Annotated in this window: 12 protein-coding genes; 7 read left to right on the top strand and 5 right to left on the bottom strand. The window is 38.8% G+C overall.

Annotated features, from left to right (window positions below; translation table 11 throughout):
* Nucleotides 1-8: 8 nt before the first annotated feature.
* A complete protein-coding gene (locus E4O00_RS11650; RefSeq protein ID WP_253677524.1) occupies nucleotides 9-227 on the bottom strand; it encodes a DUF6110 family protein in 219 nt (72 codons plus the stop codon).
* Nucleotides 228-317: 90 nt separating this feature from the next.
* Nucleotides 318-2,348, bottom strand: a complete 2,031-nt coding sequence (gene ftsH / locus E4O00_RS11655; RefSeq protein ID WP_253677525.1) for an ATP-dependent zinc metalloprotease FtsH — start codon at nucleotides 2,346-2,348, stop codon at nucleotides 318-320.
* 142 nt (nucleotides 2,349-2,490) lie between these two features.
* Here ftsH and E4O00_RS11660 point away from each other — a divergent pair, with 142 nt between their 5' ends.
* From E4O00_RS11660 to E4O00_RS11675, 4 genes are all read left to right on the top strand, one after another.
* Nucleotides 2,491-5,211: an efflux RND transporter permease subunit gene (locus tag E4O00_RS11660; protein ID WP_253677526.1), complete on the top strand. Its 2,721-nt coding sequence runs from the start codon at nucleotides 2,491-2,493 to the stop codon at nucleotides 5,209-5,211.
* Nucleotides 5,208-5,981 carry an outer membrane lipoprotein-sorting protein gene (locus tag E4O00_RS11665; protein WP_253677527.1) on the top strand — a complete coding sequence of 258 codons (774 nt, stop codon included), beginning with the start codon at nucleotides 5,208-5,210 and terminating at the stop codon, nucleotides 5,979-5,981. Before E4O00_RS11660 ends, E4O00_RS11665 begins: the two co-directional genes overlap by 4 nt.
* Before the next feature lie 63 nt (nucleotides 5,982-6,044).
* Nucleotides 6,045-7,466: a hypothetical protein gene (locus tag E4O00_RS11670; RefSeq protein WP_253677528.1), complete on the top strand. Its 1,422-nt coding sequence runs from the start codon at nucleotides 6,045-6,047 to the stop codon at nucleotides 7,464-7,466.
* A gap of 65 nt (nucleotides 7,467-7,531) precedes the next feature.
* Nucleotides 7,532-7,759: a NifU family protein gene (locus tag E4O00_RS11675; protein ID WP_253677529.1), complete on the top strand. Its 228-nt coding sequence runs from the start codon at nucleotides 7,532-7,534 to the stop codon at nucleotides 7,757-7,759.
* 13 nt (nucleotides 7,760-7,772) lie between these two features.
* Here the strand turns inward: E4O00_RS11675 and deoD are convergent, their stop codons facing one another.
* On the bottom strand, nucleotides 7,773-8,474 hold the full coding sequence (gene deoD, locus E4O00_RS11680) for a purine-nucleoside phosphorylase (protein ID WP_253677530.1): 702 nt from the start codon (nucleotides 8,472-8,474) through the stop codon (nucleotides 7,773-7,775).
* A gap of 346 nt (nucleotides 8,475-8,820) precedes the next feature.
* Here deoD and E4O00_RS11685 point away from each other — a divergent pair, with 346 nt between their 5' ends.
* A complete protein-coding gene (locus tag E4O00_RS11685) occupies nucleotides 8,821-9,489 on the top strand; it encodes an HlyC/CorC family transporter associated domain-containing protein (RefSeq protein WP_253677531.1) in 669 nt (222 codons plus the stop codon).
* 52 nt (nucleotides 9,490-9,541) lie between these two features.
* Nucleotides 9,542-11,434: a methyl-accepting chemotaxis protein gene (locus tag E4O00_RS11690; protein ID WP_253677532.1), complete on the top strand. Its 1,893-nt coding sequence runs from the start codon at nucleotides 9,542-9,544 to the stop codon at nucleotides 11,432-11,434.
* Here E4O00_RS11690 and E4O00_RS11695 read toward each other — a convergent pair.
* Together E4O00_RS11695 and E4O00_RS11700 are read right to left on the bottom strand one after the other, a co-directional pair.
* Nucleotides 11,431-12,528 (bottom strand): amidase domain-containing protein, encoded by a 1,098-nt coding sequence (locus tag E4O00_RS11695; RefSeq protein ID WP_253677533.1) that lies wholly within the window; start codon nucleotides 12,526-12,528, stop codon nucleotides 11,431-11,433. The two genes, E4O00_RS11690 and E4O00_RS11695, sit on opposite strands and share 4 nt — an antisense overlap.
* 15 nt (nucleotides 12,529-12,543) lie before the next feature.
* On the bottom strand, nucleotides 12,544-13,068 hold the full coding sequence (locus E4O00_RS11700; RefSeq protein ID WP_253677534.1) for a PsbP-related protein: 525 nt from the start codon (nucleotides 13,066-13,068) through the stop codon (nucleotides 12,544-12,546).
* A 134-nt stretch (nucleotides 13,069-13,202) separates the two neighbouring features.
* Between E4O00_RS11700 and pdxS the strand changes: the two genes are divergently transcribed.
* The gene (pdxS, locus tag E4O00_RS11705; protein ID WP_253677535.1) at nucleotides 13,203-14,063 is read left to right on the top strand and encodes a pyridoxal 5'-phosphate synthase lyase subunit PdxS; all 861 of its coding nucleotides are present in this window, start codon (nucleotides 13,203-13,205) and stop codon (nucleotides 14,061-14,063) included.
* Nucleotides 14,064-14,215 lie beyond the last annotated feature (152 nt).

Here is a 14,215-nt window from a genome sequence, read left to right on the forward strand (position 1 = left end):
AGATTAGATTATTTTGCTTCCGCAGCTTCTTTATTGTATGCAGCTTCTGCCATTATATCTTGAGCGTCTTCTTTTACGGTTTCAACAAAGGCAGCTGCATCTTCTTTTAATTTTAAACCTGCTCCTACAACCTTGGCACAAGCCTTTTTAAAATTAGCATTTCGAGCCAAAAGAACTGCGGCACCTCCTGCAGCAACACCAATCGCAAAAGCTCCCCATCTAGTCATATAAACCTCCGTAATTAATAGCCGTATTCTATCATTTTTTTATGATATTTACAAGTCTAATATGTTTTATTTGTTTTACAAAATTTCTTTCTATATTTGAGAAGATTCAAGAGGCTGAGAATTATCATTTGAGGCCTCCACACACTCTTCATCTTCCTTGTCAAAAAGCTGAGGAGTCTTCTCTTCTGCAATTATTGCATCAAATTCTTCGTACTCTATAGTTTCTTTTTCTAAAAGAGTTGTGGCTATCTTCTCTAAAAGATGCTTTTTGTCGTTCAGCATTTTTACAACAATCTCATAGCGGGTATTGATTATCTTTGCAATTTCTTCATCAATATACTGCTGGGTTGTTTCTGCATATTCTCGGACTAACTGAGGTTCATTATCTCCAAGGTAGCCTGCCCCCCTCTTGCTTAAAGCGACGTTTTTAAACTTAGAGCTCATACCGTAGTCGGTTATAATGCTTCGGGCAATGTCGGTTGCACGGGAAAGGTCGTTTGCCGCTCCGGTAGAAACCATATTGAATTTTACCTGCTCTGCAGCCCGTCCGCCTAAAAGAACATCTATTTCGGCCAAAAGCTGCTTTTCGGTAACAATGTGCTTATCGTCTTCAGGAATATGGAAGGTATAGCCCAAGGTGGAAGTTCCCCGCGGAACAATCGTAACCTTATGAACCTTGTCTGCACCCTCGGTAAAGCTGCCCACAATGGCGTGGCCGGTTTCATGATAGGCAATTACCCTCCGCTCTTCTTCGCGGATTACTCGGGATTTTTTCTGTAAGCCTATCATAGCCTTTTCTACAGCCTCATCCAAGTCGGTCATTATGACGGTCTTTCTCTTGCCTCTTACAGCCAAAAGAGCCGCTTCGTTGATGATATTTGCAAGGTCGGCACCCGAACAGCCTGCCGTAATGCGGGCTATCGAAGCCAAGTCAGCTGAAGCATCCAGCTTTACATTTTCTGCATGGAGTTTAAGAATCTGCTCCCTACCCTTAACATCGGGGCGGTCAACTACAACCTGTCTGTCAAAGCGGCCGGGACGCAAAAGAGCCGGATCCAAAACATCGGGGCGGTTGGTAGCGGCTAAAAGAATCAAGCCCGTTTTATTGTCAAAGCCGTCCATTTCGACTAAGAGCTGATTGAGGGTCTGCTCCCGCTCATCGTTTGAACTGTAAGAATTATGGCGCGACTTTCCGATGGCATCCAATTCGTCTATAAAGATAATACAGGGGGCCTTTTCGCGGGCCTGCCTAAAGAGGTCGCGCACACGGGAAGCTCCTACACCGACAAACATCTCGACAAAGTCGGAACCACTTATCCTAAAGAAGGGAACTCCGGCTTCCCCTGCGACCGCCCTTGCAAGAAGTGTTTTTCCCGTTCCGGGAGGACCTACCAAAAGAACGCCCCGCGGAATCTTTCCGCCTATTTCCGTATATTTTTGCGGATACTTTAAGAAGTCTACAACTTCCATTAATTCTTCTTTGGCCTCGTCTACACCTGCAACATCCTTAAAGCGGGTTTCGACCTTGCCTTCATCTATAGCTGCACTTCGAGCCTGCCCGGGAGAAAAAATACTTCCGCCCAAGCCGCCCATACCCTTGGTCATCCGCCTCATAATGGCACGCCAAACAAGGAAGATCAAAAGGAAGGGAATTACCCACTGTAAAAGGAGCTCAACGAGATAACTTTTTTCCTTTGGCTTTATATGGTAAACGACATGGTGATCGTCTAAAAGCTGTAAAAACTCAGAGGTGTAAATACCGACAGTCGTATATTCATTAGTATTTTGTTGTACCGATAAAAACGAAAAAAGGGAAGTATTTGACGGCTCTGCATCCTGTATACTTGTATAGCCCGTAAAATATACAGGGCCTAAAATAACTTTTTTTATCTGTCCCGAAGTAACTCTATCCTTAAACTCCGAAAACGGAATCAAGGCAGAACTATTGAGAACCATTAACTGATTAATTAAGATAAAAATGACAACTACAAGAGGAGCTAAAAGCCATAAAGAAAAAAAAGGCTTTTTGGGAGACTTTTTATCGTCTCCATCGGAATCCGGCCCGAAATTAAAAAAATTAAAAGGATCGTTTTGGTTTTTATCGTCATTATTTTTACTCATACATTCTCCATTATATTTTACTATAATACATAAAAAATAAGAAAAAGTCGATAGGAAAGCAAATTTATATTGGGATTTACTCTTGCTTGACAAAAAGATAGTGCGATTATATAATTAAAAAGTCCGGCGGAGGAGCATCTTAATGAAAAAAGAAAAAAAGCATATATTTTCAACAAACAATTTTTATAAACATCCCGTCACAATGCTGATAACTATTCTTGCAATAACCTTGTTTTTTGCACTCCAAATAATACGGCTCAACTTTGACAATAACAACTTCCGTTTTATTCCAAAAAACGATCCATCACGCATCAGCGCAAAAAAAATTGCCGATATTTTCGGAGAGGATGTCCCTATCTTAATAGGAATAGAACGCCGTTTTTCTACCATTATAAATAAAGAATTTTTAGATGAAGTACGCAAGCTGGATGAAAAGCTGAAAGAAATCGACTTGGTAAAAAACACTGTGCTGATAACAAGCACAACCCACATAGACAACGGGGAAGACGGAATTGTAAGCGAGCCTATTATTCCTGCTGATTTTTCCGGTACTGAAGAAGAAATTAAGGCTGTCAAAAATAAGCTCCGCAGTTGGGATATGTATGAAAGAAGCCTTGTTTCTGAAGATTTACGGGCAACCCAAATTCTTGTTTTTCTTAATATAACAAACGAAGAAAGCGGCTCTCCTGCAACTATTGCAGCCTGCCGTAAAATTATGAAGCTGACAGAGGCTTGGGATTTTCCCGATTCCAAAATTTATTTAACCGGAGCTCCTATTTTTAACGAGATAGTCAACGAGGCAACGGCCCATGACTTAAGTTTTTTAGTACCTCTTGTTATCATTGTTGTTTTGGGTGTCCTATTTCTTTCTTTTAGAAGGTTTACCGGTGTTTTTCTGCCGTTATTGACGGTTATATGTTCCGTAATCTGGTCGCTCGGAGCTATGGCTCTTTTTAATGTTCCATTATCGATTCTTTCTACAATTTTACCGATTATTTTGATTGCCGTAGGTTCGGCTTATGGAATTCATGTTATCAACCACTACTATGATGAGGTCGTTCAAGATGATTCTATTTCAAAAGAAGAACATAAAAGTCAGGTCGTTAAGGCCTTAAGCGAGGTTATAAGGCCGGTTTTTTTGGCTGCCCTCACAACATTTGCGGGTTTTGTTTCCTTTTGTTTTACCTCAGTTGTTCCCATTTTTGAATTCGGAATTTTTTCGAGCTTCGGCGTTGCAGCAGCTTTTTTAATATCCATAACATTGATCCCTAGTATCTTGATATTGCGAGGACCGAAAAAACCTTCAATGCGGTGGGCCAATAAAAAAGATACTACAGGAGGCTTAGACCGCGGTATAGCGACAACATTTGTTCTTATTTCGGAACATTCCCGATCGGTAATTCTTTTTGCCGGTCTTATAGTAGTTCTTTCAGTATTCGGACTTAAAAAACTCGTTATAGATAATGTTTTAATGGAATATTTTGAGAAGGATGTTGCGGTAATTCAGTCCGATGTATTTATGCGTGAAAAATTCGGCGGATCAAAGCTCCTTGAAATGGTAATTAAGGCTAAGGACGGATCAAATGTTTTGCGGCCGGATATTTTGAAAGCAATTGATGATCTTTCCTTTTTCTTGGAAGAAGAAGTTGAAGATGTAGGAAAGGTTACTTCAATCGTACCTCTGATTAAGCGGTTAAATCAGGTTTATAATGCCGATGAATCTCCTGAAGGAATACAGGCAGCCGATATAAATGAGGCGGAATCTTCAGATGATTTCGGCAGCTTTGATGACTTTGCAAGTTTCGGCGATTTTGGAAATTTTGAAGAGGAAGCCGGCAGCGATAGCCGAGCTGCAGAAAGCAGCTCTAAACCTAAAAAGCAGTACAGCCAAGAAGAAATTATGGCTATGCTTAACGATGCTTCAAAAGAGCGTATAAAAAACAATCTTCCAGCAGAAAGTCTGGTTTACGAATTAGGCAAAAAATTAAACTATAAGGGACTTGCCTACTATGAAATTCCAACAGATCCTAAAAAATACGGAAAAAATTCTCAAGAGGAACTTTCAGCCATAATGCAAAACTATCTTATTCTTTTAGGAAAAAATACGGAAGGTTTTTTAGATAACAATACCGATCCTAAAACTTTAAAAGTAAACATTCAGCTGCGCACCGTAGGGCAGCAGGATACCGACAGGGTTCTGGAAGAAATTAACGATTATGTACGCTTGAAATTTCCTGAAGATATAATCGCTGAAACAGGCGGCTTCGTATTGGTCGAAAAAACCTTAAACAAACTCGTAGTAGAATCCCAGCTTATTTCGGTAGGAGTTTCCTTATTTATAGTTTTTGTAATTCTTTCCATCTATTATAGATCAGCCTTTGCAGGTCTTTTTGGTATTCTTCCTTTAGCACTCTCAATTTTAATTAACTTCGGAATAATGGGAGCCTTGGGAATAAAGCTCAACATAGGAACAGCAATGGTTGCAAGTTTTGCAATCGGAATAGGAGTTGACTACACCATCCATTTTTTAGCCGCCTACCACAAATGCCTTATAAAAACCAATGGAGATCCGAAATTTTTATACCTAGCCTTTTTGGGCTCGGGAAAGGCTATATTGTTCAATGCGGTTTCGGTAGGTGCAGGTTTTGCAGTTCTAATGCTTTCAAAATTTAATATGCTTTCAGAGCTTGGTTTTTTAATTGCCCTTATAATGATAACAAGCTCCTTCGGCAGCTTGACTATTCTTCCAGTTTTATTAAATTTAGTGAAACCAAAGTTTATAAAAAAACTTTTACCTGTAGATATAAAGGAATTAAAAAACGAATATTCTTTTAATGAAGAAAAAGATACGGAGGGAGTATGAAAAAACTTACTTTGAGTTTAATTTTTGCTATCGGATTTTGCAGTTTAATTTTTGCACAAAGTGCAGAAGAAATTGCAGCTAAAACAAAGACAAAAAATACTGCATCTTCACTTGGCTCGGAATCAAGTTTGGATATGCAGGCAGGAGGAAAAACCCTTTCCACATTGGAGATTAGACAATACTCTTCTTTGGATAAAAAAGGCCTACAAAGAATGTTTGTCGAAATACGAAACCCTCCCTCTTATAAGGGTTCAAGGTTTTTAATGATCGAAAAAGCAGACGGCTCGACAGACCAGAGAATGTATTTAGCCCAAACAAAGAAGGTGCAAAAAATATCGGCCCAAGGAAGTGCCGATGAACCGTTCATGGGTTCCGACTTTTCAAATAACGATATTTCATTTATGGAAAGGGATACAAAACTCGATAATTTTAAGATCTTAGGCGAAGAAGAATATGAAGGCAAACTTGTTTATATTATCGAATCTACGCCCAAGGATAAGAACTACACGTATTCAAAAACTTTAATGCGGATCACAAAGGATAAAAATCTCTTACTTAAGGCCGAATTTTATCAAGGTTCACAGCTTGTAAAGATTCTTGAGCTTTACGATTATAAGGAAGTAAACGGAATAATGACAGCTCATAAGACAAAGCTTTCAACCGTCAAAACAAATACTTCCACAGTTATTTCTATAAAAAGAATAGAATACGGCATGAAGATACCCGATTACATTTTTACACAAAAGTACTTGGAAACAGGTAAAAAATAAATTATTTACGAGGCCTTAAAAAATTCGATTTTTTAAGGCCTCAATCATAAGGGGCTTTGCAATATGAAAAAGTTTTTTTTTAGTTTAATTTTTATCCTTTTGATAAGTTCATTGATTTTTAGCGAAGAAGCCGACTTAGGAGATTTCGGTTTTGATGATGAAGAAAGCAGCAGTGAATCAAGCGTATTCAGCATAGATTTCGGCGGAGCCTTTTATACAGGAACTGAAGTCTTCTTTGATGCCTTTAAAAAGCCAGAAAGCTATCAGTTCCCCTTCCCTCTTTGGGGCAGCCTTCATCTGGAAGCTAAGTCGCCCCTTGCCGAAGCCTATGCCTCGGTAAACTTAAACGCCAAGACCATTGCCGCCGAGATGGGCGGAAAGTCAGAATACTTTCCCAAGCCTCTTTTCCCTAGGTGGATTGATGAGGCATATGTGCAAGCCCTTGCGGGGCCCGTAGTTTTCGGCGGAGGCATAAAAAAAGTAAACTGGGGAAGAGCGCATTTTTTAAGCGTTTTGGATATGGTAAACCCAAAGGACTACAGCAAACCCTGCGAATTTTATCCCGAAAAGATAAAAAAATCGGCGCCCGTGTTTTTTCTTTCGGCCTACTTACCTAAGGACATGAAAATAGAATTTGTATATCTTCCGGTTTTTGAAGCCGATGAATTTGCTCTCGGCGGCCGATGGGAGCAGCCCCCCTTTATCAACCTTACAAGAGAGCTGCCTGTTTCCTCAGACAATGCCGGTCTGAATCAGGCAAGAAAGGAACGTTTTTTAAATGCTAAAAAAGCTGATACCCTTGACTATGCTCAAGGCGGTTTGCGTTATACTCTTAACATTGACGGTAAGCACGACCTAGGTTTTCAGTATTTTACAGGCTTTTTTCATAAGCCGAATTTTAAATCGAGTCATACGCCTTCAGATTATACCGAAGCCGAATTTAAAAATGTCTTTGAAAAGGCTACGCTCATATACAACCGCTATCACCAAATTGGGGCCGACTACGAGGCCATGTTCGGGCAGTTTACGGTACAGGCCGAATTTGCCGCAAATATCAGCAGCGATTTAAAAGGAAACAATCCCGATATATATAATCCTCACCTTGCATGGAATTTAGGCCTAGTATACGCTCTTCCTAAAAATATAAATTTGAGACTTCAAGCAGCCGAAACTATACGGCTTTTAAATTCGGGAATAAATCAAGACAAACTCAGCCTTGATACGGAAAAAGGAAGGCCTATCACAGACACACGCCTTCTTTTAAGCCTTTCTCAAACCTTGGTACGAGGCTCCCTCGAATGGAAGCTAAACGCTCTTGTAGGAATAGAAGATGCTGATTTTATGATAAACCCCGAACTTTCTTGGCTGATAGGCACAATCGGCTTTGACCTAGGAATCGGCTTTTTCGGCGGCAAAAAAAACGGTAAATTGGGCTGTTACCAAAACAATCATTTTATAAAAGTCAGTATAGGGTATGAGTTTTAGCTATGCTTGCTTTCTCCTCATATTTTTTGTATATTTTGTGGAGCATTAAAATAACGGAGGTCATTATGCTGGTTAAAGAAGAAGTCGAAAAAGGCATAGCCTTGGTAAGGCCTTATTTGCAGGCTGACGGCGGAGATATAGAACTTCATTCTGTTGATGAAAACGGAAAGGTTTATGTTAAGTTAAAGGGAGCCTGCGGCTCATGTCCTATGGCCATCTACACGCTCAAGATGGGCGTTGAAGAGCAGCTTAAGGACATGTTTCCCGAAGTTACCGAGGTAGTCGCAGTTTAAACTTTTAGAGCGGTTAAGCTATTATTGCCTCTAAGGCAATTTCCATCATGGTTTTAAATGTAGTTTGCCGCTCTTCGGAACTTGTCTGCTCGTGCGTAACAACATTATCCGAAATAGTAAGCACGGCAAGAGCCTGTCTTTTGTACTTAGCTGCAAGAGTATAAAGCTCGGCAGCTTCCATTTCGACAGCCAAAACCCCATACGCAGCCCACATCTTCCATGTTTCAAGATCATCATAAAAAACATCTGAGCTTGCAATAGAACCTACCAAGGGATTTACTCCCATCTTTTGGGCATGGTCATAGGCATTTTTCAAGAGCTTCCAGTCGGCAGTGGGTGCGTAGTGGCAGCCCCTAAACCGGTGAGTGTTAATTCCGGAATCTGTAGAGGCAGACATAGCCAAAACTACATCCCTCAAACCTATATCCTTTTGCAAGGCTCCGGCAGTTCCGATGCGGATAGCCTTTTGCACACCATACTCGCTAAAAAGTTCATTTGCGTATATTGAAAAAGAAGGCTGTCCCATTCCTGTTCCTTGAACAGAAACCCTTACTCCCTTATAGGTGCCGGTAAAGCCCAACATTCCCCTCACCTTGTTATAACATTGGGGATCTTCCAAAAAATTATTAGCAACGAATTCGGCCCTTAGGGGATCTCCCGGTAAAAGAATTTTATCGGCAATTTCGCCTTGTTTTGCAGCTATATGAATACTCATGCTTACCTCCAGTGTATAAGTATAACCTATTTAAAACTAAAGTGCAAGGCAAAAATTATTATATAAAAGCACAGCAGAATATGTTAGAAAACCGTACAATATGCAAGAATATCAAGAAAATCGCACTTTTTTATTCATAAGTATTGACATTTATCTTAAAATTAAGTATATTATTTTCGTACACAGAAGATACACACTATTATTCTATTCACAAGCAGCCCTTTCTCCTCCTTTTCGGGCTGCTTTCTTTTTATAACTACATTAAGAAAAAAATCAAAAGATTGACAAAAAAAATGCTTTTATGTATACTGCCAAAAAAATTTTAAACTAATAAATGGAGAATATTATGCAAAAATTTAAAACTTTTTTTCACCAACAAAACCTAAGGCGGCGGGCTGCACGATTGGCAGGAAGAGTCGAGATTGTACTTTCTTTCGCAATGCTTATCGGTATTCTTATTCTTTCAATCGAAATCTTTTTTGACCTAAAAGAAATGGCTTACGCCTTTATTTACAGCAGAAAAGTTCCTTCGTTTTCCGAATTCCTTTCATTAATATTTTCTCTCGTAATCGGCCTTGAATTTGTAAACATGCTTATAAAGCATACACCAGGCAGTGCTCTTGAGGTTGTGCTTTATACTATTGCAAGAAAAATTATTGCCGATCACGGCAGTATGCTTGATGCTCTTTTAGGTGTTGTAGCTATTGCTGCCTTATTTGCCGTAAAAAAATTCCTTAATGAAGGCGGAGAATACGGAGCCGGAAATGAATGCGATTATATAGTAAACGGCGGAACCAGTATCCATGAAATAAACCACAGGCTGGATTCGGATTTTGATGAAACATACGGAAATACCGTTGCCGGCTATCTTTTTAACTATCTCAAACAACAGGGCCGCTCACCCCATCTTGGTCTTGAAGCCGATATTGGAGAATATAAATTTATCATTCATGAAATGGATAATGACCTGATAAGATATATTAAAATTCTCCCAATCAGTGAAAAAAAGAGTTGAGTTTTTAGCGGTAATTGACAAAGACTACTAAAAGTAGTACAGTCAGCATAATATGAAAAATCAAGATACTCCAGCAAAAAAGACAACCATGAATAAGGTTGCTTTTAAGATATTTGTACCCTTGTTTAGCATAGCCCTTTTTATGCTTATAACCATAGTAGTCATATTGAATCTTTCAAAAAAATCCTACAATATGTTTTTTGAAAAAGTCGAAACCCGTCTGTTATATGATAAATTTAAACAGGAAATGAAGTCTGCCACAGAAATCGCTGCCGTGTTGGTAGAGGAAATTTATGCCAGAACCGATATAACAGAAGAAGAAAAACTTGCTCTTTCTGCAGAGCTGGTAAGAAATTTACGGTTTGGGGAAGACGGATATTACTATGCCTATAAGAACGGAACAGGTATATGTACAATTCATGGTTCAAATAAAAATCTTGAAGGTACCAGCTTGTGGGATTTGCAAAACCCTCAAAAAACTCAGTACATTATCCGCGAACTTGATGAGGTTGCAAAAAATGATACGATGTTCTTAGAATTTTATTGGTCAAAGCCCGATGTTCCCGCAGGACAGGTTTTCCCTAAACTCGGAACAGCCATGAGAATTAAAAATACCGATATGTGGATAGGCACAGGCTGTTACATAGACACAATAGATAGAGATAAGCAGGTTTTTGCAGAACAATTTGAAGCCGAAACACAAAAAGTTTTTGTCATATCTTTATGGGTATTCAGTGCTTGTCTTTTAACCCTACTGGTTACGGCAGCAATTCTTGTCAGCCGAATAAGCAAGCCTCTTGAAAAAACATCTACAGCCCTACGCAATATTGCAGAAGGAGACGGAGATCTAAGAGTTTCATTGCCGGTCAGCGGAAAGGATGAAATAAGCGACATAGCCCGTTACTTTAACCAGACAATAGAAAAACTGGCCTTGTCGCTTAAATCGGTTTCGTCCAACACAAGAGAAATGCAATCTATCGGTGAAGAGCTTGCAACAAATATGGCCCAAACTGCAAGCTCGATAAACGAAATCAGTGCCAATATTGAAAGCGTAAAACAGCAAACCGTCAATCAAGCTTCAAGTGTAAGCAAAACGGCAGAAACGATAGATAATATAATCAGCTCGATTCAGAGGTTAAATGAAAATATTGAAAATCAGGCAAGAAATATTGCACAATCTTCTTCAGCAGTAGAAGAGATGACGGCAAATATTGCTTCGGTTGCAACTACCTTGGGCAAAAACAATACCCTGATAAAAACCGTATACGAGCAAACAAAAAAAGGCAAAGAAGGTGCTGCCGGAGCAAACGCTGTAGTAGCACAGATGGCCGAACAATCAGCTTCTCTTCTTGAAGCAAGTCAAATCATTCAAAACATAGCAAGTCAGACAAATCTTTTGGCTATGAATGCCGCCATTGAAGCAGCCCACGCCGGAGAAAGCGGAAAAGGTTTTGCCGTCGTTGCCGATGAGATTCGAAAACTCGCTGAAGAATCCAATATGCAGGGAAAACAAATCGGCGAGGTTATAAAAGAATCAACCCGCATTATTGAAAACTTAACCGTTGCAGGTGCCGGAGCGGAAAAAGCTTTTGTACAAGTTTATGATCTTGTAAAAGAAATTGCACAGCAAGAAGATATGATTTTGGCTGCGATGCAGGAACAAGAAGCAGGAAGCAGGGAAGTTTTGGCAGCAATAAAAAATATTAACGACATAACCGAAGCCGTAAAAGGAAGTTCCGAGGATATGTTTACGGGCGGCGAACAGGTTGCAGAAGAAATGAACAGGCTTGACAGCCTAACCAGAATAATCACAGACAGTATGAACGAAATGGTACTAGGCTCGGTTCAAATCAATAATGCAGTACAAGAAGTAAATGAAATAACAAAGCAAAACAAATACCGTATTGATGCATTATCCGAGGAAGTAAATAAATTCAAAATTTAATTGTTTGGTGTTAAATAAATCGCTTCAGATTCATGCAGGTGTGGAAAAGAAACTTGTTTACGGTCATTTGTATGACCGTTAAACAATATTGTGATACTGTCATTTGATGTTATCAACACAACATGGGATTCTTTTGTAAGACAGATAAAACCGCCCTCACTTGCAGCAGAGTGATTTGTTTCATAAAAAATATTTTTTTGCTGCATATAATCCGTTATTCCTTTGCTCGTATATCTGGGACTGCCTGTTCTGATCCAAATTAAACTTTCCGGGTACCAAGAAGCTGTTGTAGGAATACCTCCTGCATGGATGCATTGAGAAACAAAATTTGCACAGTCATTGTCATATGTTTTGTATTCGGGATTCCAAACAGAAATATCGCTCGACATATTTAACGGATTAGATGTGTATCTGTTTGCATAAGCCACGGCAGCCGCATTATTGTAACCCGTTTTTTTTGAATTATTTTTAGTATGATATTTTATAAAATCAAAACCGTTTTGCATAATTACCTCCGGCTCGGGAGGTTTTAAAGAAAAAGCATCTATTTTTGTATGATAGGTTGCTATTTCGATTTTTATGTTTTCAAAATTATCCTTTTCGGTAAATGTTATCTTAAAAATATTGTTTTCAATTTGTTTTTTGCCTATATACTTTTTTAATTCTGTAGTTCTTTTATTAAATTGGTGTAAAGCATTTTTATTTTTTTTAAAATTTTCAAGAGCTGTTTTCATTCCGGCAACAAAGGGCAGCTGATAAACAGAATTAAACTTCAACTTTTTTTCTATTACAACAAAATAGAATCGAGCATTCGGATCATAATTTTCATCATCAGGTGTATAATCGTAAACGGAAACATTTAGAATATCGTAATATGTTGAATACAAACTTTCAACATATCTTTTAAAAAATAATTCCTCTTTAGAATTTTCTTTTTTAGGTTTTGACTTTATTTTGACATCATTTTTATTTAAAGCCGTTTTTCCTTCTTTAAATTCTTTGATTATCGGATATAATTTAACAATTGCAACTATCCACAGTATAATTATAAAGAGAATAAAAAAGTATTTTGCTTTTTTTGCTTTTTTTTCCATGTACAGAAAACGAAATTACTCTTCCTCTTTTTTATCGAGAACTTGAAATGATTTCATAGATGCATCAAGCATTTCCAAAATTTCAGGCTCAACATCATGAGATAAGGCAGCAGCACATATATAAAGAATATTGTTATGCTTAAACAAATAAAAATAATGTTTTACAAGATCGTTTTCTTCATGTAATTCCATTATAAGTTTTCGGCATTCCAAATTATAATTATTTTCAAATTTCTCTTGCGTTATTACTGTAGAATCGGAAGCCGGATCATCAGGATTTTTTTGGCTGGATAAATACTCATTCACAACTTCATCCATTGAACCCGAAACTTCTTCGGAAATAAAAATCATATTTTGATTTTGGCCGTTTACCGATTCTCCGTATATTATCTTATATTTCAGGCCAGGATAAGTCATAGTCTCCCAACCGTCCGGCATTTCAAATGTAAAATCCTTAAATTCATCCGTATAATAATCTTGAGATGACAGATAAGAAATTAGTATAAGTACAAAAAAAAGCATCGATAATTTTTTTTTCATAAACCGGCTCCTATATAAACCTATCTTAAAAACTATACAAAAGATGGGGAAAAATGTCAACCTAAGAAGAAGGTGACGGCCCCCTTTAACTTATCTGTGCTTTGCAGTATAATTGACACCGTCCTAAAACATTTATGGAGGTTTTTGTGGATATTTTAGATAAGCTAAGGGGAGGCGTCATTATGGACGTAACCAACCCCGAACAGGCAAAGATTGCAGAAGATGCAGGAGCCGTTGCAGTCATGGCCCTCGAAAGAATTCCGGCCGATATAAGGGCGGCAGGAGGGGTCTCAAGAATGAGCGATCCTAAGATGATTAAAGAGATCATAAAGGCTGTAAAAATTCCTGTTATGGCAAAGGTGAGAATCGGTCACTTTGTAGAAGCATCCATTTTGGAAGCTATCGGTATCGATTTTATTGATGAGTCCGAAGTTCTATCTCCGGCAGATGAAGTTTACCATGTAGATAAAAACAAATTTAAGGTACCCTTTGTCTGCGGTGCCCGCAACTTGGGAGAAGCATTAAGAAGGATTCAAGAAGGCGCAAAGATGATCCGCACAAAGGGTGAGGCAGGAACAGGAGATGTTATTCAGGCTGTAAAACACATGCGCCAAATCCAAAGCGAGATGAGGCAGCTGACAACTTTAAGAGAAGACGAACTCTATGTTGCTGCAAAGAATTTTCAAGTTCCATACGCTTTGGTAGAATATGTGCATAAGCACGGCAAGCTCCCCGTTCCGAACTTTTCGGCAGGCGGAGTTGCAACCCCCGCAGACGCAGCTTTGATGGTTCACCTCGGAGCCGACGGCGTTTTTGTCGGAAGCGGAATTTTTAAATCGGGCGACCCTGCAAAAAGAGCCGCAGCCATTGTAAAGGCCGTAAAGAATTACGATAATCCTGCAATCTTAGCAGAAGTTTCAGAAAACTTAGGCTCTGCTATGGTCGGCATCAACGAAGAAGAAATAAAAGTTATAATGAGCGAAAGAGGCGTTTAATCCGCTTTACTCAATCTTAAAAAAAGAGGTGTTTAATGAGCTCTTAGACTCAGTAAACACCTCTTTTCATTTTATAAAATGCGGACTCCGCCGGAACTTTTAAATTCAAAGAATTCGGGGCTGTCGCAGGTTTTTTCAAAATACCTTTTATG

It is taken from the genome of Treponema sp. OMZ 788 (assembly GCF_024181245.1).
Taxonomy (GTDB): domain Bacteria; phylum Spirochaetota; class Spirochaetia; order Treponematales; family Treponemataceae; genus Treponema_B.

Bases quoted from the DNA above. Each gene is read 5' to 3' on its own strand.
- E4O00_RS11650 (WP_253677524.1), bottom strand. From the start codon at position 227: ATGACTAGATGGGGAGCTTTTGCGATTGGTGTTGCTGCAGGAGGTGCC.
- ftsH (WP_253677525.1), bottom strand. From the start codon at position 2,348: ATGAGTAAAAATAATGACGATAAAAACCAAAACGATCCTTTTAATTTT.
- E4O00_RS11660 (WP_253677526.1), top strand. From the start codon at position 2,491: ATGAAAAAAGAAAAAAAGCATATATTTTCAACAAACAATTTTTATAAA.
- E4O00_RS11665 (WP_253677527.1), top strand. From the start codon at position 5,208: ATGAAAAAACTTACTTTGAGTTTAATTTTTGCTATCGGATTTTGCAGT.
- E4O00_RS11670 (WP_253677528.1), top strand. From the start codon at position 6,045: ATGAAAAAGTTTTTTTTTAGTTTAATTTTTATCCTTTTGATAAGTTCA.
- E4O00_RS11675 (WP_253677529.1), top strand. From the start codon at position 7,532: ATGCTGGTTAAAGAAGAAGTCGAAAAAGGCATAGCCTTGGTAAGGCCT.
- deoD (WP_253677530.1), bottom strand. From the start codon at position 8,474: ATGAGTATTCATATAGCTGCAAAACAAGGCGAAATTGCCGATAAAATT.
- E4O00_RS11685 (WP_253677531.1), top strand. From the start codon at position 8,821: ATGCAAAAATTTAAAACTTTTTTTCACCAACAAAACCTAAGGCGGCGG.
- E4O00_RS11690 (WP_253677532.1), top strand. From the start codon at position 9,542: ATGAAAAATCAAGATACTCCAGCAAAAAAGACAACCATGAATAAGGTT.
- E4O00_RS11695 (WP_253677533.1), bottom strand. From the start codon at position 12,528: ATGGAAAAAAAAGCAAAAAAAGCAAAATACTTTTTTATTCTCTTTATA.
- E4O00_RS11700 (WP_253677534.1), bottom strand. From the start codon at position 13,068: ATGAAAAAAAAATTATCGATGCTTTTTTTTGTACTTATACTAATTTCT.
- pdxS (WP_253677535.1), top strand. From the start codon at position 13,203: ATGGAGGTTTTTGTGGATATTTTAGATAAGCTAAGGGGAGGCGTCATT.